18 protein-coding genes, 1 tRNA gene and 1 pseudogene are annotated in these 25,767 nt (G+C 72.6%); 2 read left to right on the forward strand and 18 right to left on the reverse strand.

What is annotated here, in order from left to right; all coding sequences use genetic code 11:
* Positions 1-52 precede the first annotated feature (52 nt).
* Entirely contained in the window at positions 53-1,255 is a 1,203-nt protein-coding gene (locus ACY34K_RS18340) for a tyrosine-type recombinase/integrase (protein ID WP_462748313.1), read from the forward strand.
* Positions 1,256-1,349: 94 nt separating this feature from the next.
* Here the strand turns inward: ACY34K_RS18340 and ACY34K_RS18345 are convergent.
* From ACY34K_RS18345 to ACY34K_RS18400, 12 genes are all read right to left on the reverse strand, one after another.
* Positions 1,350-1,423, reverse strand: a tRNA-Thr gene (locus ACY34K_RS18345).
* Positions 1,424-1,577: 154 nt separating this feature from the next.
* Entirely contained in the window at positions 1,578-3,116 is a 1,539-nt protein-coding gene (locus tag ACY34K_RS18350; protein ID WP_462748314.1) for an alpha/beta hydrolase, read from the reverse strand.
* A 137-nt stretch (positions 3,117-3,253) separates the two neighbouring features.
* Complete coding sequence (locus ACY34K_RS18355; RefSeq protein ID WP_462748316.1) at positions 3,254-4,459, reverse strand: DNA polymerase III subunit delta'; 1,206 nt, start codon at positions 4,457-4,459, stop codon at positions 3,254-3,256.
* A gap of 163 nt (positions 4,460-4,622) precedes the next feature.
* On the reverse strand, positions 4,623-7,787 hold the full coding sequence (tmk, locus tag ACY34K_RS18360; RefSeq protein ID WP_462748318.1) for a dTMP kinase: 3,165 nt from the start codon (positions 7,785-7,787) through the stop codon (positions 4,623-4,625).
* Between the two features lie 233 nt (positions 7,788-8,020).
* Complete coding sequence (gene topA, locus ACY34K_RS18365; protein WP_462748319.1) at positions 8,021-10,891, reverse strand: type I DNA topoisomerase; 2,871 nt, start codon at positions 10,889-10,891, stop codon at positions 8,021-8,023.
* Positions 10,892-11,169: 278 nt separating this feature from the next.
* Entirely contained in the window at positions 11,170-11,367 is a 198-nt protein-coding gene (locus ACY34K_RS18370; protein ID WP_462748321.1) for a hypothetical protein, read from the reverse strand.
* 248 nt (positions 11,368-11,615) lie between these two features.
* The gene (locus ACY34K_RS18375; RefSeq protein ID WP_462748322.1) at positions 11,616-13,736 is read right to left on the reverse strand and encodes a serine/threonine-protein kinase; all 2,121 of its coding nucleotides are present in this window, start codon (positions 13,734-13,736) and stop codon (positions 11,616-11,618) included.
* Positions 13,737-13,909: 173 nt separating this feature from the next.
* Positions 13,910-15,433, reverse strand: a complete 1,524-nt coding sequence (locus ACY34K_RS18380; protein WP_462748323.1) for a DUF7059 domain-containing protein — start codon at positions 15,431-15,433, stop codon at positions 13,910-13,912.
* A 117-nt stretch (positions 15,434-15,550) separates the two neighbouring features.
* A complete protein-coding gene (locus ACY34K_RS18385) occupies positions 15,551-16,219 on the reverse strand; it encodes a small secreted protein (protein WP_462748325.1) in 669 nt (222 codons plus the stop codon).
* Between the two features lie 185 nt (positions 16,220-16,404).
* The gene (locus tag ACY34K_RS18390; protein WP_462748326.1) at positions 16,405-18,801 is read right to left on the reverse strand and encodes a sodium-translocating pyrophosphatase; all 2,397 of its coding nucleotides are present in this window, start codon (positions 18,799-18,801) and stop codon (positions 16,405-16,407) included.
* Between the two features lie 235 nt (positions 18,802-19,036).
* Entirely contained in the window at positions 19,037-19,495 is a 459-nt protein-coding gene (locus ACY34K_RS18395; protein ID WP_462748327.1) for an ATP-binding protein, read from the reverse strand.
* Positions 19,496-19,633: 138 nt separating this feature from the next.
* Positions 19,634-19,987 (reverse strand): STAS domain-containing protein, encoded by a 354-nt coding sequence (locus tag ACY34K_RS18400; protein WP_003967428.1) that lies wholly within the window; start codon positions 19,985-19,987, stop codon positions 19,634-19,636.
* Positions 19,988-20,067: 80 nt separating this feature from the next.
* On the opposite strand from ACY34K_RS18400, the gene ACY34K_RS18405 reads away from it, so the two are divergent.
* Positions 20,068-22,545: a DEAD/DEAH box helicase gene (locus tag ACY34K_RS18405; protein WP_462748334.1), complete on the forward strand. Its 2,478-nt coding sequence runs from the start codon at positions 20,068-20,070 to the stop codon at positions 22,543-22,545.
* Here the strand turns inward: ACY34K_RS18405 and ACY34K_RS18410 are convergent.
* The 6 genes and pseudogenes from ACY34K_RS18410 to ACY34K_RS18435 form a co-directional block, all read right to left on the reverse strand.
* Positions 22,487-22,849, reverse strand: coding sequence for an Rv3654c family TadE-like protein (locus ACY34K_RS18410; RefSeq protein WP_462748337.1), 363 nt, complete (start codon positions 22,847-22,849; stop codon positions 22,487-22,489). The two genes, ACY34K_RS18405 and ACY34K_RS18410, sit on opposite strands and share 59 nt — an antisense overlap.
* Entirely contained in the window at positions 22,846-23,232 is a 387-nt protein-coding gene (locus tag ACY34K_RS18415; RefSeq protein ID WP_462748339.1) for a TadE family type IV pilus minor pilin, read from the reverse strand. The genes ACY34K_RS18410 and ACY34K_RS18415 overlap by 4 nt, the downstream gene beginning before the upstream one ends.
* Positions 23,219-23,407, reverse strand: a complete 189-nt coding sequence (locus ACY34K_RS18420) for a DUF4244 domain-containing protein (protein WP_462748341.1) — start codon at positions 23,405-23,407, stop codon at positions 23,219-23,221. The genes ACY34K_RS18415 and ACY34K_RS18420 overlap by 14 nt, the downstream gene beginning before the upstream one ends.
* 72 nt (positions 23,408-23,479) lie before the next feature.
* Positions 23,480-24,256 (reverse strand): type II secretion system F family protein, encoded by a 777-nt coding sequence (locus tag ACY34K_RS18425; RefSeq protein ID WP_462748344.1) that lies wholly within the window; start codon positions 24,254-24,256, stop codon positions 23,480-23,482.
* Positions 24,253-25,164, reverse strand: coding sequence for a type II secretion system F family protein (locus ACY34K_RS18430; protein WP_462748346.1), 912 nt, complete (start codon positions 25,162-25,164; stop codon positions 24,253-24,255). Before ACY34K_RS18430 ends, ACY34K_RS18425 begins: the two co-directional genes overlap by 4 nt.
* A pseudogene (locus tag ACY34K_RS18435) lies at positions 25,161-25,736 on the reverse strand (ATPase, T2SS/T4P/T4SS family); the annotation flags it as partial. The pseudogene ACY34K_RS18435 and the gene ACY34K_RS18430, both read right to left, overlap by 4 nt.
* Positions 25,737-25,767: the final 31 nt, after the last annotated feature.

Genomic DNA, 25,767 nt, shown 5'->3' on the forward strand with positions numbered 1-25,767 from the left:
CGGAACGAGGTCCTGAACTGGCTCCTCGGCGTTCAGGCGGAGGGAGGGTCCAGTGGCCAGGGTATGGATTGAGGATCGAGAGACCCACGCCGACTACCAGACGGCCATGGAGAAGTGGCAGGCCGCGAAGCGTGAGGGCTCGAAGCGCCAGCCGCCCGGCCGGTGGCGGGTCCGCTGGTACGGGCCGGACGGGAAGGGCAAGGCGAAGACGTTCGCCAAGCTCCCCCAGGCAGAGGCTGAGGTGCACGCGATCACGGCCCGCCTGGACAAGGGCTCGTACCGAGACCCGAAGTCCGGCAAGACCGCAGTCCGGATCGTCGCGGAGGAGTGGTTCTCCTCCAAGCGGAAGATCGGCCGGACCACCCGGCACGACTACCGGGAGCTGCTCGACAACTACGTCATCCCGAAGTGGGGTGACTGGCAGGTCTCGGCGATCCAGTGGGAGGACGTCTCCGCCTGGCTGACAGACCTGTGCACGCAGCCGGGGAAGTCGGGCCGGGTACTCGGGGCACAGCGGGTGGTGAAGACGTACCGGGTGCTGTCCATGGTGATGAAGCACGCGGTGTTCTCGAAGCGGATCTCGACGAGCCCGTGCCACGATCACGACTTGCCGCGGCCGGACGACGAGGACGAGCACGTCTACCTCACCTACGACCAGCTCGAACGGCTGGCGCTCGCGGCTGGCGAATACCGGCTGATGGTGCTGACGCTCGGCTACTGCGGCATCCGGTGGGCGGAGGCGTCAGCCATCAAGGTCGGCCGGCTGCTGGTACCGAAGCGCCGCATCCGGATCGTGCAGAACTACACCGACGTGCGCGGCGAGCTGGCGCTGGGGCCGGTGAAGAACCACGAGAAGCGGTCCGTGCCGCTTCCCCGCTCCTTCGCCGACGAGCTGGGCTCCCTCGCTCACGGGAAGGGTCAGAACGATCTGCTATTCACGGCGCCGGAGGGTGGGCCGCTGCGGTACAGCAACTTCCGCTCCCGCATCTTCGACCCGGCGGTGAAGGAGGCGGGCCTGGGCGGCATGGGCGTCACGCCGCACAAGCTGCGGCACACCGCGGCGTCGCTCGCCATCGCGGCCGGCGCGGACGTGAAGGTCGTTCAGACGATGCTCGGGCACAAGGACGCAGCCATGACGCTGAACGTGTACGGGCACCTGTTCCCGGACCGGCTGGACGAGGTAGCCGACGCGCTCGACGCCGGTCGGAAGGTCGCACTCGCTCTATCGAGTGCGTCACTCACCCCGCCTGGGTGATCAAAACCAGGTGTACTAAATACGTATGAGCCCCACCCGAGGATCTTGGGTGGGGCTCATCGCTTACGGCCTCTGACCAGCCGTTATATCCCTGAGCCGCCTTCGGGATTCGAACCCGAGACCTACGCATTACGAGTGCGTTGCTCTGGCCAACTGAGCTAAGGCGGCATGCCCTGCGATTCCCCCTGGGGGGTGCAGCAGCGTGCCCAAGTCTACACAGGTGCAGAGAGTGCCTTGCACACCCCCGGTCGGCGCCCGGTTCCGGCCCGGTCCGGGCGGGGGTGCCGGCCACGGGTGGGCCGCGACCCGGGCAAGGCACGCCCTAGCGGCAGCGCTTGCCGGGCGGGGGGACCTTGCCTTCGAGGAGGTAGGCGTTGATCGCGGTGTCGACGCAGTCGCTGCCCCGGCCGTATGCCGTGTGCCCGTCGCCGTCGTAGGTGAGCAGGGTGCCGCTGGCGAGCTGGCCGGCGAGGGCCTCGGCCCACTTGTACGGGGTGGCCGGGTCGCGGGTAGTGCCGACGACGACGATCGGGGCCGCGCCCCTGGCTTCGATGCGGTGGGCCGTGCCGGTGGCCCTGACCGGCCAGGGGGCGCAGTTCAGGGAGGCCCAGGCGAGGCCGCGGCCGAAGACGGGGGAGGCCTGTTCGAAGGCGGGGATCGCCTTGGTGACCTCGGCGGGGGTGCTGAAGGCGGGCGGCTGGTCCAGGCAGTTGACCGCCGTGTTGGCGTACATGAGGTTCGAGTACCGGCCGTCGCCGTCGCGCTCGTAGTAGGAGTCGGCGAGGCCGAGCAGGCCCGAGCCCTGGCCGTCCATCGCGGCGGTGAGGGCCTCGCGGAGCTGGGGCCAGGCGGACTCGTCGTACATGGCGGCGATGACGCCCGTGGTGGCCAGGGCCTCGCCGAGCGGGCGGCTCTCGCCGGTGGGGACGGGCTGGGCGTCGAGGTGGGCGAAGAAGGCCTTGAGGCGGGCGGACGCCTCGGTGACCGACCCCGTGCCGAGCGGGCAGTCCGGCTGGGTGAGGCAGTCTGCGGCGAAGGAGCGGAAGGCGGTCTCGAAGCCGGCGGTCTGGTCGCGGTTCAGCTCGGCGGTCGGCAGCGAAGGATCCATCGCGCCGTCCAGGACCAGACGCCCCGTCCTGGACGGGAACAGTTCGGCGTACGTCGCGCCGAGGAACGTGCCGTACGAGGCGCCCACGTACGTCAGCTTCTCGTCGCCCAGCACCGCGCGCAGGATGTCCATGTCGCGGGCCGCCTCGACCGTGGAGACATGGGAGAGGATCTTGGCCGAGCGCTTGGCGCAGCCGGTCGCGAACGACCGGTAGGAGGCGGCCAGCAGCGCGGTCTCGCGCCGGCTGTCGGGCGTCTGGTCGACCTGCGTGTACGCGTCCATCTGCGGGCCGTCGAGGCATCGGACCCCCTCGCTGCGGGCCACCCCCCGCGGGTCGACGGCGACCATGTCGTAGCGGGCGCGGACCGGGGCGGGGTAGCCGATGCCCGCGTACCCCTGGAGGTAGCTGACCGCGGAGCCGCCGGGTCCGCCGGGGTTCACCAGCAGCGAGCCGAGTCGTCGGCCGGGACCGGTGGCCTTGATCCGGGAGACGGCCAGTCTCACCTGGTCGCCGTCCGGTTTCGCGTAGTCGAGGGGGGCCTTCATCGTGGCGCACTCGAAGTCGGGGACACCGCAGGCACGCCAGCTGAGCTTCTGCCCGTAGTACGCCCGCAGCGACTCGGCCGGGACGCTCGCGCCCGGTGTGGAGGCGGAGGCGGCGGGCTCCGTGTCCCCTCGTGTGCAGCCCGCGAAGAGCATGCCGACGGCCGCCAGGGCGACGGCGGACGTACGGAGCATACGACTGGAGTCCATGCCCGGAGCGTAGCCGCGCGGTGACGGATTGTGCGCGGACGTGCCCGTACGGATGACCGTGCTGAACGGGCCGACGGGCGGGCGGACGGGCGACCCGACCCGGTCGGGCTCGGCTCGGCTCGGCTCGGCTCGGAGGACTATCCCGCGCGCAGCGCCATCGTCATCGCCTCGACGGCGAGCAGCGGTGCCACATTGCGGTCGAGGGCCTCGCGGCAGGCCAGGACCGCCTCGATCCGGCGGAGGGTGCTCTCGGGGGTCGACTCGCGGGCCGTGCGGTCGAGCGCGTCGCGCACGTCCTCGTTGGCGAGGGCCGTGCGCGAGCCGAGCTGCAGGGCCAGCACGTCGCGGTAGAAGCCCGTGAGGTCGCTGAGGGCCAGGTCCAGGCTGTCGCGCTGCGTGCGGGTCCTGCGGCGCTTCTGCTTGTCCTCCAGCTCCTTCATGACGCCCGCCGTGCCGCGTGGCATCCGGCCGCCCTGGGCCGCGCCGAGCGCCGTCTTCAGCTCCTCGGTCTCCTTGGCGTCGATCTCCTCGGCGACCTGCTGGGCGTCCTCGCTCGCTGCGTCGATCAGCTCTTGCGCGGCCCGCAGACAGCCACCCACGTCGTCCACGCGCAGCGGCAGTTTGAGCACGGTGGCCCGGCGGGCGCGGGCGCGCTCGTCGGTGGCGAGGCGCCGCGCGTGGTCGATGTGCCCCTGGGTGGCACGGGCGGCAGTGGCCGCGGCCTCGGGCTCGATCCCGTCGCGCCGGACGAGGAGGTCGGCGACGGCGTCGACGGACGGGGTGCGCAGGGTGAGGTGGCGGCAGCGGGAGCGGATGGTGGGCAGGACGTCTTCGAGGGACGGCGCGCACAGCAGCCAGACCGTGCGGGGCGCGGGCTCCTCGACGGCCTTCAGCAGCACGTTCCCCGCGCCCTCGGTGAGGCGGTCGGCGTCCTCCAGGACGATGACCTGCCAGCGGCCGCCGGCCGGCGACAGCTGGGCCCGCCGGACCAGGTCGCGGGTCTCCTTGACGCCGATGGAGAGCAGGTCGGTGCGGACGATCTCCACGTCGGCGTGCGTCCCCACGAGGGTGGTGTGGCATCCGTCGCAGAATCCGCAGCCGGGTTCCCCGCCGAGTGCCCGGTCGGGGCTGACGCACTGCAGGGCCGCGGCGAACGCCCGGGCGGCGGTGGCCCTTCCGGATCCGGGAGGGCCGGTGAACAGCCAGGCGTGCGTCATCTTCGACGCGTCGGGCGGGGCGGTGCCCGCGGCCACGGCGGTCACGAGCGCGTCGGCGTCCCGGGCGGCGGCCCCGAGCTGCGCCTGCACCCGCTCCTGTCCGACCAGGTCGTCCCATACGGGCATGGGTGCCTCACCCCCTTCGTACGTGTGGGTCCTCGTGCGGCTTCCCATTGTGGGGCAGTGGTCCGACAACGCCCGCCGCGATCACCCGGCCGGCGACGGCGCCCGGCCACCGGCGCGGCGGTCACCGGCGCGGCGGTCACCGGGGTGATGGCCGGCTCGGCCGTCAGCGGCGCCCGCGCCCCCTGCCGCCGCCGTTCTCGTTCTCGTTCTCGTCGTCGTGCGGGCCGAGCAGTTCGTCCGCCAGGGTCGGCAGGTCGTCCAGCGGGGTCTCCTCCGCCCAGTCCGAGCGGCGCCGGGGCCTCCCCTGCTCGTCGACCTGCGGGAGCTCGCGGGTGCGTTCGTTCGACTCGTGGGCGGCCGGCTCGGGCGCCGGCGCGACCTCGTCGCGGAAGAAGCCCGGGGGCACCCGGTCGGCCGGTCCCGCGTCGCGCACGGGCGGCAGGACGGCCGTCTCGTCCGCCGCGCCGGTCTCGCGGTCGGCCCGGACCGGCGGCAGGACCGCCGTCTCGTCGGTGGGAGCCGTGTCCCGGCCGCGGCCGCCGTCTCGCACCGGCGGCAGCACCGCGGTCTCGTCGGCCGCCGGCTGCTCGTCCCGCACGGGGCGGAGCACGGTCGTCTCGTCGTCCTTGCGCATGTTGACGCGCGGCGTCTCGACGGTGGTCTCGTCGGGCCGCACGACCGGGTTGGGGACGGTGATCTCGTTCGCCGTCTCGGGTGCGGGGGCCGCGGACGCGGCCGCCGCCGCTGCCGCCGCCTCGGCGAGGCGCCGGGCCTCCTCGGCCCGCAGCAGTGCCTCCTCGGCCTTGCGCTGCTTCTCAAGGCGGCGTTCCTCGGCCTCCTTGCGGAGCCGCGCCTCCTCCTCGTGCTGCTTGCGCAGCCGCTCCTGCTCCTCGCGGCGGGCCTTCTCCTCGGCCTCGCGCCGACGGCGTTCCTCCTCGGCGAGTCGGCGCGCCTCCTCCGCGCGGCGCCTGGCCTCCTCGGCCTGCCGCTCGGCCTCGCGCTGCCGTGCCTCTTCCTCCTCGCGGCGCTTGCGCTCCTCCTCCTCGGCGCGCAGTTTGGCGAGCTGCGCCTGGCGCTCGCGCTCCAGGCGCTCCTCCTCGGCCTTGCGGGCGGCCTCTTCCTCCGCCTTGCGCCGTGCCTCCTCCTCGGCGGCCCTGCGCGCCTCCTCCATGGCCTTCACCTCGGCCTCGGACAGGGGCAGCATCTGGTCCAGCCGGTGGCGTACGACGGTGGTGACGGACTCGGGGTCCTGGCCCGCGTCGACGACGAGGTAGCGCGCCGGGTCCGAGGCCGCGAGCGCGAGGAATCCGGCCCGTACGCGCCGGTGGAACTCGGCCGGCTCCGACTCCAGCCGGTCCGGCGCCTCCGTGAACCGCTCCCGCGCGGTCTCGGGCGAGACGTCGAGCAGAACGGTCAGGTGGGGTACGAGGCCGCCGGTCGCCCAGCGGTTGATCCGGGCGATCTCGGTCGGGGACAGGTCGCGGCCGGCGCCCTGGTAGGCGACGGACGAATCGATGTACCGGTCGGAGATGACGATCGCGCCGCGCTCCAGGGCGGGGCGGACCAGCGAGTCGACGTGCTCCGCGCGGTCGGCGGCGTACAGCAGCGCCTCCGCGCGGTTGGACAGTCCGGCGCTGGACACGTCGAGCAGGATCGAGCGGAGCCGCTTGCCGATCGGGGTGGCGCCCGGCTCGCGGGTGACGACGACCTCGTGGCCCTTGGCCCGGATCCACTCGGCCAGGGCCTCCACCTGCGTGGACTTGCCGGCGCCGTCGCCGCCTTCCAGGGCGATGAAGAAACCGGTCGCCGACCGCGCCTGGGCCGGGTCGGCTCCGCGCAGCGCGTCGCGCAGGTCACGGCGCAGCGGCACCCCGGAGCGGTCGTCGGTCTTGGCGAGCACCAGCGCGGCGACGGGCAGCAGCAGCGCGCCGACCAGCATCAGCGTGAAGGCGGCGCCGCCGTGGGCGAAGACGAAGTCTCCGTTGGCGAGGCGGTGGGGGCCGATCGCCGCGGCGAGCAGCGGGGCGGCCAGCGCGCTGAGCGCGATGGAGACCCGCACCACGGCCTGGAGGTGTTCGGTGAGCCTCGGCCGCCGGAACTCCTCGGTCTCCTGGTCGATGAGCGCATGGCCGGTGTGGGCGGCGATGCCCGCGGCAAGGCCCGCGCCCAGGGTGATGAACAGCACGGTGGCCGTGTCCGGCACCAGGCCCGCCGCGAGCAGCGCGACACCGGTGACGGCGACGGCGAGCGCGAGGAGGCGGCGGCGGGACAGGCCGGGCAGTACCGCGTGGGCGGCCCGGATGCCGAGGCCCGTGCCGCCGGTCAGCGCGAGGATCAGCAGCGCGAAGGCGACGGGTCCGCCTCCGAGGTCCGTGGCGTGCAGCGCCGCGACGGCGGCCGCGGAGGCGATCGCTCCGGCGACGGACGCGCAGGCCAGGACCAGCAGGGGTATGGCGGCCGTACGGCCCTTCTCCAGGCCGGTGCCGGTGGACGGACGGCGCAGGCCCTCCAGCGGGGAGCGCGGGCGGGGTGTCTGCGTGTCGGGCAGTTCCAGGAAGTACAGGACGGACACCGAGGCGGCGAAGAGCCCGGCCGCGACGTACGACCCGAGGGCCGCCTGGTGGCCGGAGAACCAGTCGATGCCGGTGCCGAGCAGATTGCCGATGAGGGTGGCGACCAGCAGCGCGGCGGCGGCGCCGGGGACGGCGGCGAAGCCCGTACGCAGCGAAAGCCGCCGCAGCGCGTCCAGGTGGTCCGGGAGCGGGCGCACGGCCGCGCCCTCCATGGGCGGCGCGGGCAGCAGGGCGGGGGCGGCGCTCTCCTTGGCGACGGTCCAGAACCGCTCGGCGACGCCGGCCAGGAAGACGGTGCTCAGCAGGAAGGCGAGGGCCTGGTCGGGCGTCCAGTCGATCCACAGCGGCGCGACGACGAGAAGCGCGATCCGCACGCCGTCGGCGGCGACCATCGTCCAGCGGCGGTCGAGCGGACCGCCGGGTGAGGTCAGGGTGGTCAGGGGGCCGAGCAGTACGGCGCCGAACAACAGAGTGGCGAGCACGCGCGCGCCGAAGACGGCGGCCACGGCGAACGCCGCGCCGCGATACCCACCTCCGAACGCCCCTTCGGTGACCGCCGCCTGCAGCGCCAGCAGCACCAGGACGAGCAGGGCGAGGGCATCGCCGATCCCGCCGACGAGCTGCGCGCTCCACAGCCGCCTCAGCGGCTGGTTGCGCAACAGGGCCCGTACGGCGCGCTCGCGGGAGTCTGCGGCAAGTGCGGCGTCGGAGTCTGAGGTGGGGCTCAAGACCGTTGGCTGCTCGGCTCGCGTCATCCCCTCAGCCTATCCGCCGCGACTGACGGCCAGTCCCCCGCCCGAACAAACGCCCCCGGGCCGTGACCGGGCCGGCCGGGACAAGCCCGGTGCCCCGGTGACGGACCTCCGACCACCGGCCACCCGCCGCCCCCGCCCACCGGGCGGAGGGACGGTGAGGCGGGCAGGCGGTGAGGCGGGAAGCCGGGGAGCCGGCACCCGAAGCCGGTGAGGCGGGGAGCCGGCGCGGCGGGCTACTCCTCGGTCGCCGTGGCCGCCGACGTCGACGTGGACGCCGCGGCCTTCTTCGCGGTCGTCTTCTTCGCCGCGGTCGTCTTCTTGGCGGCCGTGGTCTTCTTCGCCGTCGTCGTCTTCTTGGCGGCCGTCTTCTTCGCCGCGGTCGCCTTCTTCGCCGGAGCCTTCTTGGCCGCCTTCTTCGCGGTCTTCTTGGCCGGGGCCTTCGCCCGCTTCTCGGCCAGCAGTTCGTAGCCGCGCTCCGGCGTGATCGTCTCCACGCTGTCGGCGGTCCGCAGGGTCGCGTTCGTCTCGCCGTCCGTGACGTACGGGCCGAAGCGGCCGTCCTTCACGACCACCGGGCGCTCGCTGACCGGGTCCGTGCCGAGCTCCTTCAGCGGGGGCTTGGCGGCGGCGCGCCCGCGCTGCTTCGGCTGGGCGTAGATCGCGAGGGCTTCCTCCAGCGTGATGCTGAAGAGCTGCTCCTCGTTCTCCAGGGACCGCGAGTCGGTGCCCTTCTTCAGGTACGGGCCGTACCGGCCGTTCTGCGCGGTGATCTCGACGCCCTCCGCGTCCGTGCCGACGACACGGGGCAGGGACATCAGGCGCAGCGCGTCCTCCAGGGTCACCGTGTCCAGGGCCATGGACTTGAAGAGGGAGGCCGTGCGCGGCTTCACCGCGTTCTTGCCGGTCTTCGGGGTGCCCTCGGGGAGGATCTCGGTGACGTACGGGCCGTAGCGGCCGTCCTTCGCGACGATCTGGTGGCCGGTCGCCGGATCGGTGCCCAGCTCGAAGTCGCCGCTCGGCTTCGCGAGCAGCTCCTCAGCCAGTTCGACGGTGAGCTCGTCGGGCGCCAGGTCGGTCGGCACGTCGGCGCGCTGGTGGCCCTCGGTGTCCTTCTCCCCGCGCTCGATGTACGGGCCGTACCGCCCGACACGGAGCACGATGTCCTTGCCGACGGGGAAGGAGGAGATCTCCCGGGCGTCGATGGCGCCGAGGTCGGTGACCAGTTCCTTCAGGCCGCCGAGGTGGTCGCCGTCACCGTTTCCGGCCGCGGCGGCGCCGCCCGCGCCGGCACCCTCGCCCTCGCCCTCGCCGAAGTAGAAACGCTTCAGCCACGGCACGGCCTGCGCCTCGCCGCGCGCGATGCGGTCGAGGTCGTCCTCCATCTTGGCGGTGAAGTCGTAGTCGACGAGCCGGCCGAAGTGCTTCTCCAGCAGGTTGACCACGGCGAAGGACAGGAAGGACGGCACCAGGGCGGTGCCCTTCTTGAAGACGTAGCCGCGGTCGAGGATCGTGCCGATGATCGACGCGTACGTCGACGGGCGGCCGATCTCTCGCTCTTCCAGCTCCTTGACCAGCGAAGCCTCGGTGTAGCGGGCAGGCGGCTTCGTGGCGTGGCCGTCCGCCGTGATCTCCTCGGCGGTCAGCGCGTCGCCCTCGGTGACCTGCGGCAGCCGGCGCTCGCGGTCGTCGAGCTCGGCGTTCGGGTCGTCGGCCCCCTCCACGTACGCCTTCATGAAGCCGTGGAAGGTGATCGTCTTGCCGGAGGCGCTGAACTCCACGTCCCGGCCGTCGCCGGCCCGGCCGCCGATCTTGACGGTGACGGAGTTCCCGACCGCGTCCTTCATCTGAGAGGCGACGGTCCGCTTCCAGATCAGTTCGTACAACTTGAACTGGTCACCGGTCAGGCCGGTCTCCGCGGGCGTGCGGAAACGATCACCCGAAGGGCGAATCGCCTCGTGCGCCTCCTGCGCGTTCTTGACCTTGCCGGCGTACACGCGGGGCTTGTCGGGCAGGTAGTCGGCGCCGTACAGCTGCGTGACCTGGGCCCGGGCCGCCGCGACGGCGGTGTCGGACAGGATCGTGGAGTCCGTACGCATGTACGTGATGAAGCCGTTCTCGTACAGCTTCTGCGCGATCTGCATCGTGGCCTTCGCACCGAAGCCGAGCTTGCGGCTCGCCTCCTGCTGGAGGGTGGTGGTGCGGAAGGGCGCGTACGGCGAGCGGCGGTACGGCTTGGACTCGACCGAGCGGACGCCGAACGACGCCTCGGTGAGTGCGGCGGCCAGCGCGCGGGCGTTCGTCTCGTCCAGGTGGAGTACCTGGCCGGCGGACGTCTTGAGCTGCCCGTCGGGGCCGAAGTCACGGCCCTGCGCGACACGCCGGCCGTCGACCGTGGCGAGTCGGGCGACCAGGGTCGAGGGGTCGGACGCGTCACCGGCCCGCCCGGTGGCGAAGGTGCCGGTCAGGTCCCAGTACTCGGCGGAACGGAACGCGATGCGCTCACGCTCGCGCTCGACGACGAGCCGGGTCGCGACGGACTGCACACGACCGGCCGACAGCCGGGGCATGACCTTCTTCCACAGGACCGGCGAGACCTCGTAGCCGTAGAGACGGTCGAGGATGCGGCGGGTCTCCTGCGCGTCGACCATGCGCTTGTTCAGCTCGCGCGGGTTGGCCACGGCCTCCCGGATCGCGTCCTTGGTGATCTCGTGGAAGACCATCCGGTGGACGGGGACCTTGGGCTTGAGCACTTCCAGCAGATGCCACGCGATGGCCTCGCCCTCGCGGTCCTCATCGGTGGCGAGGAAGAGTTCGTCGGACTCGGCCAGCTGCTCCTTGAGCTTCCTGACCTGGGCCTTCTTGTCGGCGTTGACGACGTAGATCGGCTGGAAGTCGTGTTCGACGTCCACGCCGAGGCGGCGCACCTCGCCGGTGTACTTCTCGGGCACCTCGGCGGCGCCGTTCGGGAGGTCGCGGATGTGCCCGACGCTCGCTTCGACGACGTAGCCGGGGCCGAGGTAGCCCTTGATCGTCTTCGCCTTGGCAGGCGACTCGACGATGACGAGTCGGCGGCCGCCCTGTGCGGTCTCGCTTGTCGGGGACAACTTCGCTCTTCTCTCCGGTCGACGCTCGGTGGCCCGTGCGGCGCGGTGTGGTCGCACCGCGGGCACTGCGTGCACTGCTTGCGCACTGCTGTGACGCTGCTGTCGCTGCGGAGTGTGACGGTACAACCCGCCCCCGTGTCAAACGGCAAAAGACCGCAACGGCCACTCGAACGGTAACCCGAGTTCTGGCATTCCTGCCGCCCGGACTCCTTTCAGATCGCGGAGCCGCCCATTCCGGCGCATGTCGGCGGGCGCCGGGCGGAGGCCGGTTCCAGGGCTCAGATCCGGCCGAAGCACCACACCCCGAGGATGAGGAAAGCGAGCCCCATCGAGGTTGCGAACGTGACCGCCGCCACGGGGCTCACCCCGTGCGCCACCGGCGCACGGTGCAGCACGCGTGCCCCGGTCCACACCAGCAGCGCCGCCCCGAACAGCGTGAAGGCCGCCCCCGCGAAAATGGCCGGTCCGCTCTCCATGCCCGTACCCCGTTCTTTACGCCGTCGTCGTCCTGTGCCGTCCCGTCCTGGGTCGCCTTGCTGGTTCCCCGAGGGTGAGGCTGACACCTCCGGGCGTCGTGAGCGCGAATTGCGGGTGAACGGCACGGGGGCCGCCGCGCGGTTTCACCCGCCCGGCGCCCGCCCTGGCCGGGACCGCGCTGCTGGCCCGGCGCTTGCCCTGGCCCGGACCCGCTCCCGGCCCTGCCCGCGCTCCTGGCCCGCGTGTGTCAGGAGGGACGGGGCGGGGCGGGGCGCGTCGACGGCCAGGTCACGACCTCCGTGCCCGGATCGGTGGCCGTGCCCCCGCCCGAGCCGACCGTGTCGGCGGGACCGCCCACCGTGCCGGTGGTCGGCTTGAGATCCGGGCGGCCGACCGTGCACACCACGGTGCGCATGCCGTCCTCCCACTGAGACTTCCAGGGCCGCCAGCCGAACATCTCCATGTCCGCGCCGGGGGCCCAGGCCGACTCGTACTTGTTGGCGCACAGCTTGTGCATCTTCTTCTCGACCTCGTCGAAGGGCGACGCCTGCGGCATCCGCACGAAGCCCACCACCTGGTCCGTGTGCGGGTCGGCGCAGTTGGTGAGCGGTGTGATCACCGTGTCGTCGTCCACCTCCTTGTAGAGAAGACAGTCACCGATCGCCCAGGTGCTCACCGGCAGATCGGCGCCCTCGTCCCGGAAGGTGCCGATCTCGCCGGCGAGCGCGGCCTTCTGCCCCACGACCAGACAGGCGGTGGCCCCCTCGGCCACGCCGAAGCCCTGCTTCGTCGGCACGAGGGCGTACCCTGCGACCTCGGGCAGCGACTTGACCAGCGCGTCCGTCTGCTGGGCGCACTGCCGCGGCCCCTCGGTCCGCGCCGTCTCCGCGTCCGCGCTGCGCTCGACGGCGACGACCTGCCCGTCCAGATCGTCGTCGTCCTTGCAGTCGACGACCCCGACGTTGGGCGGGGCGGCGAACGGTGCCCCCGGCCAGACGACGGACACGCAGTCACCGGCCTTGAGCGGACTGGTCACTCCGACGGATTCGCCGTACGGATAGACCGGCCCGTTCGGCACCCCGGGTTTCGCGTCGGACACCGGCTTGGCCGTCGGTGGGCGATCCGGCTTGTCGCGCATCGCCACGAGGGCCCAGATCCCACCGCCCAGCACCAGGACGACGGCGGCCACGATCGCGACGACCGCGGTCGGTTTGAGGGCGCGCGACGCGGGCGTGGGCTGCGTGGCCGTGGCGGCGTACGGATTCCACGCCCCGTACGGGCCGGGGTTCCCCGCCACCGGCGTGTGGGGTGTCGAGGGCGTGTGGGGTGTGGGTGGCGTGTGCGGTGTCGGCGGCATGTGGGGCGTAGGAGGTGTGTGCGGCGTCGCCTGCCCGATCTGCGGTGATCCGGCCGGCGGCCCGAACCCGCCCGCCGGAGCCGCCGGGGCCGCCGGAGCCGCCGGGGCCGCCGGGGCCGTGGGTGCCGCCGCGACCGCCGCGGCGGCCCGCACCGCTTCCAGCCCCCGGGCGGCCGCCTCCGGTGATGCCCTGCGCACCGGGTCCTTGAGCAGCAGGCCGTGCAATACGGCCCCGAGGCCGGCCCCCGCCCGGACCGGCGGCGTGGGGTCCTCGGTGAGCAGCGCGGTCAGCATGGCGTACTGGTCGGCCCGGTCGAACGGCCCGCGCCCTTCCACCGTCATGTAGAGCGTGGCACCCAGCGAGAACAGGTCGGCGGCGGGCGTCGGCGGCTCGCCGCGGACCCGCTCGGGTGCCAGATAGCCCGGTGTGCCGAGCACCCCGGCGGTGGCGGTCAGCCGGGGTTCACCCGACTGCGGCCGGAGCGCGATGCCGTAGTCGGTGAGCAGCACCCGGCCGTGCGGCGCGCCCGAAGCGTCCGGCGCCAGCAGAATGTTGGCCGGTTTCACGTCCCTGTGGAGGATCCCGATCCGGTGTCCGGCCGTGAGCGCGTCGAGCACGGCGAGCCCGATCCGGGCGGTCTCCGCGGGCGAACGCGGTCCCGACTGCCGTACCAGGGCCTGGAGATCGATCGCTTCCGGCACGAACTCCATGACGATCCAGGGCAGTCCTTCGTGCAGGACCACGTCGTGGACCGTCGCCACATGCGGATGCCCGCGCAGCCGCGCGGCATGCCGCGCCTCACTGCGGGCCCGGGCGATACGGGTGGCCGGCTCGCCCGCGTCCGTCATGCCTTCGGGCATGGCGATCTCCTTGATGGAGACCTCGCACGCCAATTCCTCGTCGTACGCGAGCCATACACGCCCCATTCCGCCCGCGCCCAGTTTGCGCAGGAGCCGGTAGCGACCCGCGACGACCCTGCCTTCGCCCTGATCCGGTGTGTCCCCCAGCATGGTGCCTCCCCCGAGACGGCGGTGCCTGCGCGGCACCGCCCACCCTTCTGATGACGGTAGCGGCGCAAGCACCCTCCATAGGAGGCTTTTTGCGGGCAAATACCGTCACACCGAGCTCTTCGGACGCCTCCTCACCTTCACCCCCTTCCGCCCCAGCGCTCACCCTCCGGCGGTCACTCCCGGGGTGCCGTACCGGCCGAGTCCAGGAAGCCTTCCTCCACCAGCAAGCGGATCGCCTGCGGAGTGCGGTCGCGCAACAGCACCGGGTCCTCCCCCATCAATTGGGCGATGGCGTCCAGGATCCGCCCCGCGCTGAGCGTGCCGTCGCAGACACCGGCGAACCCCGCCCCGACCGCGTCCACCTTGGTGGCCCGGCGCATGCCGCGGTTCTGCCGGAGCACCACATGCTCCGGGTCCTCCGCGCCCGGCAGACCGACCTGTTCCTGCATCACCTCGGGCGCGAGCACGAAGTGGTCGGCGAGCAGGGCGGCGTCGTCGCGGGTGCGCAGATAGTCCTGGCGGGCGAAGTGGGCCCGTACGTGCTCACCCAGCGGCTGCTCGACGGGATGCGGCCACTCCTCGATCACGATGGACGGGTGGTCGGCGGCGGTCTTGCGCAGGGTGATCCAGCCGAAGCCGACGGCCTTGGTCTTGCGCGCCTCGAACTCGTCGAGCCAGGCGTCGTACCGCGACCGGTACTCCCCGGGGTCCGCGCGGTGGTCGCCGGCGTCCCGCAGCCACAGTTCGGCGTACTGCGTCACGTCCTGCACCTCGCGCTGGACGATCCAGGCGTCGCAGCCGCGCGGCACCCAGGAGCGCAGCCGCTCCTGCCACTCCTCGCCCTCCACGTGCTGCCAGTTGGCGAGGAACTGGGCGTACCCCCCTTCGTTCAGCCGCTCCCCCGCCTGCTGGACGAGCGTGCGGCACAGGTCGTCCCCGCCCATCCCGCCGTCCCGGTAGGTCAGCCGGGCGCCGGGGGAGATGACGAACGGCGGGTTCGACACGATCAGGTCGTACGTGTCGGAGCCGACCGGCTCGAAGAGCGAACCGGTGCGCAGATCGGCCTCGGGGGCCCCGGACAGCGCGAGCGTGAGCCGGGTGAACTCCAGCGCCCGGGGGTTGAGGTCGGTCGCCGTCACCCTGGTGGCGTGCTGTGTGGCGTGCAGCGCCTGGATGCCGGAGCCGGTTCCGAGGTCCAGGGCGGAGGCGGCGGGCTCGCGGACGGTGATGCCGGCGAGGGTGGTGGAAGCGCCGCCGACGCCGAGGACCATGCCCTCGTCGCGGCCGCTCGCCCCGCCGGCACCGCCCACGGCGCAGCCGAGGTCGGAGACGATGTACCAGTCCTGGCCGTCGGGCCCGCCGTACGGCCGCACGTCCACGGTGGCGCGGATCTCGCCGGCCTCCTCGGTGACCCACCGGTCGGCGAGTGCCTCCTCCAGCGGCAGCGCGGCGCTCGCCCGCTCACGGGGCACCGCCCGCTGCAGCAGGAAGAGCCGGACGAGCGTGTCGAGCGGGCCGTGCCCGCGGGTGGCGCGCAGGGCGGGCACGGTCTCGCTGCGGGCGAGCGCGGCATAGGCCGGCGCGCCGAGCAGTTCGAGCAGCCCGTCGGCGGTGAAGTCCGCGGCGAGCAGGGCGTCGCGAAGACGGGCGGCGCGGTCGGGCACCGGGAGGCTGGCGGTAAGGCTGGTCGTACTCACCTGTTCATTGTGACCGCCGCCACTGACAAACGCCGAGCGGCCCGGCCCCCTGGGGGGAACGGGCCGATGGCGTGACGTTCCGGCGCCTGCGCCGTCCGGCTCTGTTGTGCGGCTCGGTTACTCGGCTTCCTTGCTCGCGGAGGCGGACGCCTTCGCCGAGGGCTTCGCGGGGGCGGGCTTGGACGCGGAAGCGGCCGGGGACTTGGACGCCTCCGAGCCGGCCTCGGCCGGGGCGGCCGACGCGGCGGCCTTCTGGCAGCCGGGCTGCTTGGCCATGGCCTGGCCGAGCTGACCGGACTGCAGCTTGGCCAGCGCGTCCTGGTCCATCTTCTCGATCTTCTTCAGCCCGTCCGCGACGCCCTGGAGGCCGTCCGCGAACTTCTGCTGGTTGCCGGGGTCGAGCGCGTCGATCTGCTTCTTCAGCCCCTCGTACGCCGTCGCGGTGGCGTTGAGTTCCTTCACGGCGTCCTGCTGGAGCTTCTCACCGTTCTCGACCGGCGGGATTCCGGCGTTCTGCACGGCCTTGGCGAGCGACCTGTCCGCGTCGGCGATGTCCTGGAAGGCCTTCGAGTCGGCGGTCTGGATGTCGCCGGGCTTGCCGTCCGCGGCCGTCGAGATGATGGTCTGCTGGGCGTTGGCCCTCTTCTGGATCTGCGGCTTGGCCTGGTCGCAGGTCTTCTTCGCCCAGGCGTCCACCTTGTTGTCGCCGTTGTCTTCGCTGCAGCCCGTCAGTGCGAGCACCAGTACCGCACCGCCGGACAGTGCGGCCGCAAGCTTCTTGTTCACCGGATTGGTCCCTTCCAAGGCTCTCGGCCCCGGAACATACACGGCATGTGGGCGACATACACATATCGTGCGACCGGATTACCCGGTAATGCCCGGTTTGCCCTAAGGGAGAGATAGCTCACGAAAACACATGGAAGGGGCGGACGAAGCGCGGGACGCCCGTCCGCCACCCCTTTGAGCAGGTCTTATGCCACTGGTGCCCGGTCGGGCGTTTTGGGAATCCGGCCGGAGGAGTTGCCTCCGTCACCCACGGCGACCGAGCGCCGCTTGGAGACGTAGACCGCTCCGATGATCACGACGATGGCCACGGTCGCGACGACGGCCCTGATCCCGGGACTGGCGTCCGAACCGTGGCTGAACTGCACGATCGCGGGTGCGATCAGCAGGGCCACCAGGTTCATGACCTTCAGCAGCGGGTTGATGGCGGGCCCCGCGGTGTCCTTGAAGGGGTCGCCGACGGTGTCGCCGATGACCGTCGCCGCATGCGCCTCGCTGCCCTTGCCGCCGTGGTGGCCGTCCTCGACGAGCTTCTTGGCGTTGTCCCACGCTCCGCCGGAGTTGGCCAGGAACACCGCCATGAGCGTTCCGGTACCGATGGCGCCCGCGAGGTACGCGCCGAGCGCGCCGACTCCGAAGGTGAAGCCCACGGCGATCGGCGCCATCACGGCGAGCAGCCCCGGCGTGGCGAGTTCGCGCAGCGCGTCCTTGGTGCAGATGTCGACGACGCGGCCGTACTCCGGTTTCTCGCTGTGGTCCATGATCCCGGGGTGCTCGCGGAACTGCCGCCGCACCTCGTAGACCACCGCCCCGGCCGACCGCGACACCGCGTTGATCGCCAAACCGGAGAAGAGGAAGACGACCGCCGCGCCGAGGATGAGCCCGACCAGGTTGTTGGGCTGTGAGATGTCCATGGACAGGTTCATGCCACCGACCCTGGCCCCCACGTCCGCGACGGCCGTGGCGATCGCGTCCCGGTAGGAGCCGAAGAGCGCCGCCGCCGCCAGTACGGCCGTGGCGATGGCGATGCCCTTGGTGATGGCCTTGGTCGTGTTGCCGACGGCGTCGAGGTCGGTGAGGACCTGGGCGCCGGCGCCCTCGACGTCGCCGGACATCTCGGCGATGCCCTGGGCGTTGTCGGACACCGGCCCGAACGTGTCCATGGCGACGATCACACCGACCGTGGTGAGCAGGCCGGTGCCGGCCAGCGCCACCGCGAAGAGCGCGAGCGTGATCGAGGTGCCGCCGAGCAGGAACGCCCCGTAGACGCCGAGCCCGATCAGCAGCGCGGTGTAGACGGCGGATTCCAGACCGATCGAGATGCCCGCCAGGACCACGGTGGCGGGGCCGGTGAGCGAGGACTTGCCGATGTCCTTGACCGGGCGCCGGGTCGTCTCGGTGAAGTACCCCGTGAGCTGCTGGATCAGTGCGGCCAGGACGATGCCGATGGCCACGGCCACCAGGGCCAGCACCCGCGGGTCGCCGCCGTGTGTGCTGATGCTGGGGTCGGTGACGCCCTCCAGGGAGGCGTACGAGGAGGGCAGGTAGACGAAGACGGCCACCGCGACCAGGGCGAGGGAGATCACCGCGGAGATGAAGAAGCCTCGGTTGATCGCGGTCATCCCGCTGCGGTCGGCGCGCCGCGGGGCGACCGCGAAGATGCCGATCATCGCGGTGACCACGCCGATCGCCGGCACGATCAGGGGGAAGGCGAGGCCCAGGTCACCAAAGGCCGCCTTGCCGAGGATCAGTGCGGCGACCAGGGTGACGGCGTACGACTCGAACAGGTCGGCGGCCATGCCGGCGCAGTCGCCGACGTTGTCACCGACGTTGTCGGCGATGGTGGCGGCGTTGCGCGGGTCGTCCTCCGGGATGCCCTGTTCGACCTTGCCGACGAGGTCGGCGCCCACGTCCGCGGCCTTGGTGAAGATGCCGCCGCCGACACGCATGAACATGGCGATGAGCGCGGCGCCGAGGCCGAACCCCTCCAGCACCTTGGGTGCGTCGGCCGCGTAGACGAGGACCACGCAGGAGGCGCCGAGCAGGCCGAGGCCCACCGTGAACATGCCGACGACGCCGCCCGTACGGAAAGCGATCTTCATCGCTTTGTGCGAGACGGTCGTCAGATCCTTTTCCGGCTGTCCGGGTGCGGGAGTCGCTTCGCGTGCGGCGGCCGCGACGCGCACATTGGCACGCACGGCCAGACGCATGCCGACGTATCCGGTGACCGCCGAGAAAAGCGCACCGACCAGGAAGAACAGCGAACGACCGGCGCGCTGCGACCAGTTGTCCGCGGGCAGGAGCATGAGCAGGAAGAACACCACTACGGCGAAGACGCCGAGGGTCCGCAACTGCCGTGCGAGGTAGGCGTTGGCGCCTTCCTGTACGGCTGCGGCGATCTTCTTCATCGAATCGGTGCCCTCGCCGGCCGCCAGCACCTGGCGTACCAGCAGCTGGGCGACGACCAGCGCGGCCAGCGCCACGGCCGCGACCACGATCACGATGATCCGGTTCTCGGCGGTGAGCACCGCCGCTGACAGGTAGGTGGAGTGATCGGACACTGCTGTGCTGTAGAGCCCCGCCATTCGTCCTCCTTGACGTCAGAAGAGCTCAAGATGTGGACGGATTGTAGGGAGCGGAACCCGATCAAAACAGGGCGCCGTAGAACAGAATTGACCTTCGCTTGCCACTCGGCAAATGATCGGTTGCTGAAATCCACTCGAAAGCAGTAATGGAATAAATCCATTGACGCTTGATCGATGATCTACCGAATGGAAAAAGGCCCTGCTCAGCAGGGCCTTTACAGAGGTGAGTGGAGCGTCAGGAGAGCACTGTGGGGGCGCTTGTCGGCCAGCTCATCCGGATGACGCCACCCTGCTCGCCGGCGGACACTTCGACGTCGTCCACGAGGCCGGTGATCACGGCGAGACCCATCTCGTCCTCGCCCTCGGCGTCGTCGTACTGCTCCGTGGGCGCGGCGCTGCGCGATCCGGGCACACCGGCGGCGTCCGCCGCGGCCACTCCCGCGCCCGGCACCTCGTCGCCCACTTCGATGGAGAACGACTTCTCCTCCTCGGTCAGCACGACGCGGACCGGTGAGGTGACGTTGTTGCTGCGGTGCAGTCCGACCGCGCGGGAGCACGCCTCGCCGACGGCCAGCCTGACCTCGTCCAGCACCGCTTCGTCGACCCCGGCCCGGCGCGCCACGGCGGCCGCCACCAGGCGGGCGGTCCTGACGTGCTCCGGCTGGGCGCTGAAGCGGAGTTCAACGGTGGCCATGCGGTCCCCCTCGGACGTACGGGCGTGCATCTCAGAGGACCGGGCTCGCGCCCGGCGCCCCTGCATTCCTCCGGAAGCCTGTGGCCGACCGTGGCCGATCCGGTTCGATCCGGCCTCGGCCGACCTGGTCAGGCCGTCTCAGTCCGTCGCCGCGACGGCTTCGTCGACCGTGGTGTGGATGGGGAACACCTTGGTCAGACCAGTGATCCGGAAGATCTTGAGAATGCGCTCCTGGTTGCAGACCAGGCGCAGCGAGCCTTCGTGCGCGCGGACGCGCTTCAGGCCGCCCACGAGTACGCCGAGGCCGGTCGAGTCGAGGAAGTCCACGCCCTCCATGTCGACAACCAGGTGGTAGCTGCCGTCATTCACCAACTCGACCAACTGCTCGCGCAGCTTGGGCGCGGTATACACATCAATCTCGCCACCGACCTCGACGACCGTACGGTCGCCACCAGGGCCGGACACATTGCGAGTCGACAGGGACAGGTCCACGGATCCTCCAGCACCTTGCTATCGAGCGGTCGCCCCTCGGGATCTCCCGGGCGGAGCCAGGGGACGGATCGCCAGCCGCGATGGCATTCAATCACTTACCAGCAGCCATGCACGACGCCTTGGGAGCATTGTCCGTCACGCCGGTGACACACTCGGTGCCGATGGCCATGAATCACCGCCCCAGTCGACCGCCCGAGAGCGGGGACACCCGCCCCTCCCCCGGTGCGGTCCTCGACCGGCTCGCCGCGGGTGCGAACCGGGCTACGCGCATCACTCATACGGAGCACTTGCCCCCAAGGGCGGGTAGGCATGCGCTCTGGCCCGATCGCATCCGGCCAGAAGTGATCAATGCCATTCACAAGGCGGGGATCGACCATCCGTGGGCCCACCAGGCCACCGCAGCCGAGCACGCTCTGGACGGCGAATCGGTCGTGATCGCCACCGGCACCGCCTCCGGCAAGTCGCTCGCCTATCTGGCCCCGGTGCTGTCCACTCTTCTGGACGGCTCGGACGCCCCCAACGGCCGCGGTACCACCGCCCTCTACCTGGCCCCCACGAAGGCTCTCGCGGCCGACCAGAGGCGCTCCGTACGGGCGCTCGCCGCTCCCCTGGGCAACCGTGTCAGGCCGGCGGTGTACGACGGCGACACGCCCGTGGAGGAGCGCGAGTGGGTCCGGCAGTACGCGAACTACGTGCTCACCAACCCCGACATGCTCCACCGGGGCATACTCCCGTCCCACCCCCGCTGGTCCTCCTTCCTGCGCGCCCTGCGCTATGTCGTCGTCGACGAGTGCCACACCTACCGCGGCGTCTTCGGCTCCCACGTCGCCCAGGTGCTGCGCCGTCTTCGCCGTGTGTGCGCCCGCTACGGAGCGAATCCCGTCTTCCTGCTCGCCTCCGCGACCGCGGCGGAACCCGCCGTGGCCGCGGGCCGCCTCACCGGCCTGCCCGTGCGGGAGGTCGCCGACGACGCCTCGCCGCGCGGCGAGCTGGTCTTCGCCCTGTGGGAACCGCCGCTCACCGATCTGCAGGGGGAGCAGGGCGCCCCGGTCCGCCGCACCGCCACCGCGGAGACCGCCGACCTGCTCACCGACCTGACCGTGCAGGGCGTCCGCTCCGTGGCCTTCGTACGCTCCCGGCGCGGCGCGGAGCTGATCTCCGTCATCGCCCAGGAGCGCCTCGCCGAGGTCGACCGCTCCCTCGCCCGGCGTGTCGCCGCCTACCGGGGCGGCTACCTCCCCGAGGAGCGCCGGGCCCTGGAGCAGGCCCTGCACTCCGGGGAGCTCCTCGGGCTCGCCGCGACCACCGCCCTGGAGCTCGGCATCGACGTGTCCGGCCTGGACGCCGTCGTGATCGCCGGATATCCGGGCACCCGCGCCTCCCTGTGGCAGCAGGCGGGCCGGGCCGGCCGCTCCGGCCAGGGCGCCCTCGCGATCCTGGTGGCCCGCGACGACCCGCTGGACACCTTCCTCGTCCATCATCCCGAGGCACTGTTCCGCCAACCGGTGGAATCGACGGTCCTCGACCCCGACAATCCCTATGTCCTCGCCCCCCATCTGTGCGCGGCGGCCGCCGAGGTGCCGCTCACCGAGCCGGACCTGGAGCTGTTCGGCCCTGCGGCCCGCGAGCTGCTGCCCCAGCTGGAGTCGGCGGGGCTCCTGCGGCGGCGCGCCGCCGGCTGGTACTGGACCCGCCGTGAGCGGGCCGCGGACCTCGCCGACATCCGGGGCGAGGGCGGCAGCCCCGTCCAGATCGTCGAGGCGGGGACGGGCCGGCTGCTCGGTACCGTCGACGAGTCGGCCGCCCACGCCGCCGTCCACGACGGGGCCGTCCACCTCCACATGGGCCGCACCTATCTGGTGAAACAGCTCGACCTGAAGGACTCGGTGGCCCTCGTCGAGGAGGCCAACCCGCCGTACTCCACCACCGCCCGTGACACCACCTCCATCTCCGTCCTGGAGACCGACACCGAGATCCCCTGGGGCGACGGGCGCCTGTGCTACGGCTCCGTCGAGGTCACCAACCAGGTCGTGTCCTTCCTCCGCCGCCGCCTCATCACCGGCGAGGTCCTCGGCGAGACCAAGCTGGACCTGCCGCCGCGAACCCTGCGCACCCGCGCCGTGTGGTGGACGGTCACCGAGGACCAGCTCGACGCCGCCCGGGTGAACCCCGAACAGCTGGGCGGTGCCCTGCACGCCGCCGAGCACGCCTCCATCGGCATGCTGCCGCTGTTCGCCACCTGCGACCGCTGGGACATCGGCGGGGTGTCCATCCCGCTCCACCCCGACACCCTGCTGCCGACCGTCTTCGTCTACGACGGCCATCCGGGTGGCGCCGGCTTCGCCGAACGGGCCTTCCACACCGCCCGCGAGTGGCTCACCGCGACCCGCGAGGCCATCGCCTCCTGCGAGTGCGACGCGGGCTGCCCGTCCTGCATCCAGTCCCCCAAGTGCGGCAACGGCAACGACCCGCTGCACAAACGCGGCGCCGTCCGGCTCCTCACGGAACTGCTGCGGGGAGCCCCGGCAGCGCCCCCGGAGGCCCCGCCCGGGCCCTGACCGACGGGGCATACGGGCCGAAGCGTGCCCGTGCCGTCACGTCCGCGATCTCACCGCTCAGCCGGCACCGCACGACCTCGGCGTCCTGTGCCCGCGCCACCCGGGCCGCCGTGTCACAGGCGTGGGCCGCGCCCCACAGGGCGGTGTCCGCCGCCGCCAGCGCCGCGAGGTCCGCGGCGCCGCCCGCCCGGTGCCGCGCCGCCACCGCCTGCCCGAGGGCCAGCACGACCGCGAAGACGGCGCACATCGCGCTCGCGGTGACCGCCACCCACAAGGTCGCCGAGCCGCGGTCACCCGGCCTCACGGCGCCACCCCCACGGTGTCCTCCGCCAGCGCGGCCGCCTCCGCGCTCAGCGTCAGCGCCATGGGGCCCGGGCCAGGCGTGGGCGCCTCGACCCGCACCCGCCACAGCTCCCCGGTCCGCACCACCGATACCCGCGCTCCGTCCGGTGCGGCCGACCGGGCGGCGGCCACCGCGGCAGCCCCGGGCTCGGACCTGGCCGCCGCGCGCGCCCCGGCCCGAGCCGCGTCGACGCACCGGATCTGCGCGGCGGCAGCGGTCAGCGCCCACACCAACGCCATGGTGAGGAGCACCAGCGCGGGCACCGCGACCGCCGCCTCCGCCGTCACGAACCCCCGGTCCCGGCCGTCCTTCCCACGGCCGGCGGCAGTCTCAGAACTGGGCATTCAGCGCCCTGCCGATCACCGACTCCAGCCCCGAGAAGACCACATCACTGGTGACGACCTTGTAGAGCACGGCCGCGAAGGCGCACGCGGCGATCGTCCCCATGGCGTACTCCGATGTGCTCATGCCCGCGTCCGCGCGCATCCCCGCCAGCCGTGCCCGCATCCACTCACCCATGACAACCCCCTGTTCCGCAGGTACGAACCTGCCTCGTCCTCATTTCCGTTCACAGCAGTGCGCTTTTCCGTTTCACAGCAGTGCGCTCGCCAGCCCGACGAGCACGGGCGCGACCCCGACCGCGAGGAACGCGGGCAGGAAGCACAGCCCGACCGGTGCCGTGATCAGCACCTGCGCCCGCCGGGCCCGGGCGGCGGCCCGGCGGGCCTGCTCCGCCCTCAGCCCTGCCGCCAGCCGCGAGACGGGCTCGGCCGCCGGAGCCCCCGAGGCCGCCGCCCGCTCAAGACAGCGGGCCAGCCCCAGCGCCCCGGGTATCGCGCCGAGCCGCCCCCACGCCTCGGCCGGTTCGCCGCCCAGCCGCAGTTCGGCGGCCGTACGGGAGAGCCGCTCACCGACCGGGCCGCCCAACGACGCACCCACCGCCTCGGCGGCCTCCCGTGGACCGGCACCGGCCGACAGACAGGCCGCGAGGAGATCCGCCGCCAGCGGCAGCCCCCGCTCGGCCTCCACGTCGTCCGACACCGGCTTCGGACGCCGCTGCCACTTCCACACGCCGAAGGCGGCGGCGAGCCCGGCCACGCAGCCGAGGACCCCCTCGACCAGGACGACGCCGGTGACCGCCGCGCCGAGCGGGGCCACACCTCGCACCAGCCACGAGCCGGCTGCCCACCGGGACCACGCCGAGGCCCGGTGCTGCCGGTGCTCCGCGGCCAGCAGCGCGACGATCCTTGCGCGGGCCCTGCGCTCGCGCCGTCTCCAGGCCAGGGACCACGCCGGCCCCGCCACAGCCGCGATGGCGACGGCGGCCATCCCCAGGCTGTGCACAAGCTCGCCGTACGCAACGCTCACGGCCGCTCCCCCGTCCGCACGATCCGTGCGGCCCACCACAGGCCCGCGGCCTCCAGCAGTCCGCCCACCCCCAGGCACCCGGCCCCCGCCGGGGTGTGGAACAGCACCCTGAGCGGGTCGGCGCCCAGCGCCCACCCCATCGCCAGCCCCACCAGGGGCAGCAGGGCCAGCAGCGTCACCGTCGCCCACGCCCCCGCCAACTCGGCACGCAGCCGGTCCCGTTGGTCCCGCCGCTCTCTCAACGCCGCCTCCAGCCGGTCGAGCCCCGTCGCCAGCCCGGCGCCCCCGTCCACAGCCACCTGCCAGCAGGCCGCCACCCCGGCCAGTCCGTCGGCGCCCTCCCCACGCGCCGCTCCGCGCAGCGCCTCCGGCACGTCGCCGCCGAACCGCGCGGCCGCCAGCACCGCCGCCTCATCGCCGCCGAGCGCACCTGTCGACCGGGCGGCGAACAGCAGCGCCTGCCCGGGCTGCCAGCCGGCCCGCAGCTCCCCGGCCACCACACCGCACAGCTCGATCACGGCGTCCGCCCGCCGGTCCCGGCGGCGTCCACGCTCACGGGCGCGCAGCCGACGCCCTGCCAGGGGCACCGCGACCACCCCTGCGACCAGGGGCAGCGGAGACTCCCCCAGCACCGCGAGGAGCCCAGCGGCGAGCAGACAGAGCCACTCGCGCCTCAGCCGCGCCCGCGCCACCGGCCACCACCGCCCCCAGGGCACCGGCCACGGCCCCTTCCACGGCCCCGGCATCCGCCCCGGTGCGGCCCAGCGTCCCGGGCTCGACCCGGTGTCCGCCGCCGCCGTTCCGCCGAACATCAGCCGTGCCCGCCTGAGTCCACGGTGCCGGCCGGCCAGCAGCCAGGCCGCCGCGCCCAGGCACAGCGCCACCGCGAGGACCGGCTGTCCGGTCACCACCGTCCACCCCCGATCAAGGGGCGGAGCCGCTCCCAGCCCCGCTCATGAAGGAATCCGTCCGCGCCCCACCGCAGCGCCGGCACCGTCAACACCAGCCCGTCCCGGTCCCGCTCCAGCACATGCACCTCGGCGACGCGCCGCTGCCCGCCCCGGTCCCGTACGAGATGCACCACCACCGAAAGCCCGGCCGCCAACTGGCTGTGCAGCGCCGCCCGGTCGAGGCCCGCGGCCGTGCCGAGCGCCTCCAGACGGGCCGGCACATCGGCCGCGGTGTTGGCGTGGACCGTCCCGCACCCGCCTTCGTGTCCGGTGTTCAGCGCGGCCAGGAGGTCGGTCACCTCGGCGCCGCGCACCTCGCCGACGACCAGGCGGTCGGGCCGCATCCGCAGGGCCTGCCGGACCAGGTCACGCAGGCTCACCCGGCCGGCGCCCTCCTGGTTGGGCGGCCGCGCCTCCAGCCGCACCACATGCGGATGGTCCGGCCTCAGCTCCGCCGAGTCCTCGGCGACCACGATCCGCTCCCGCTCGCCGACGAGCCCCAGCAGCGTCGACAGAAGCGTGGTCTTCCCGAACTTGTAGTCAGGACATCTCTGGCCCGGC

Source organism: Streptomyces sp. STAM6, assembly GCF_054963715.1.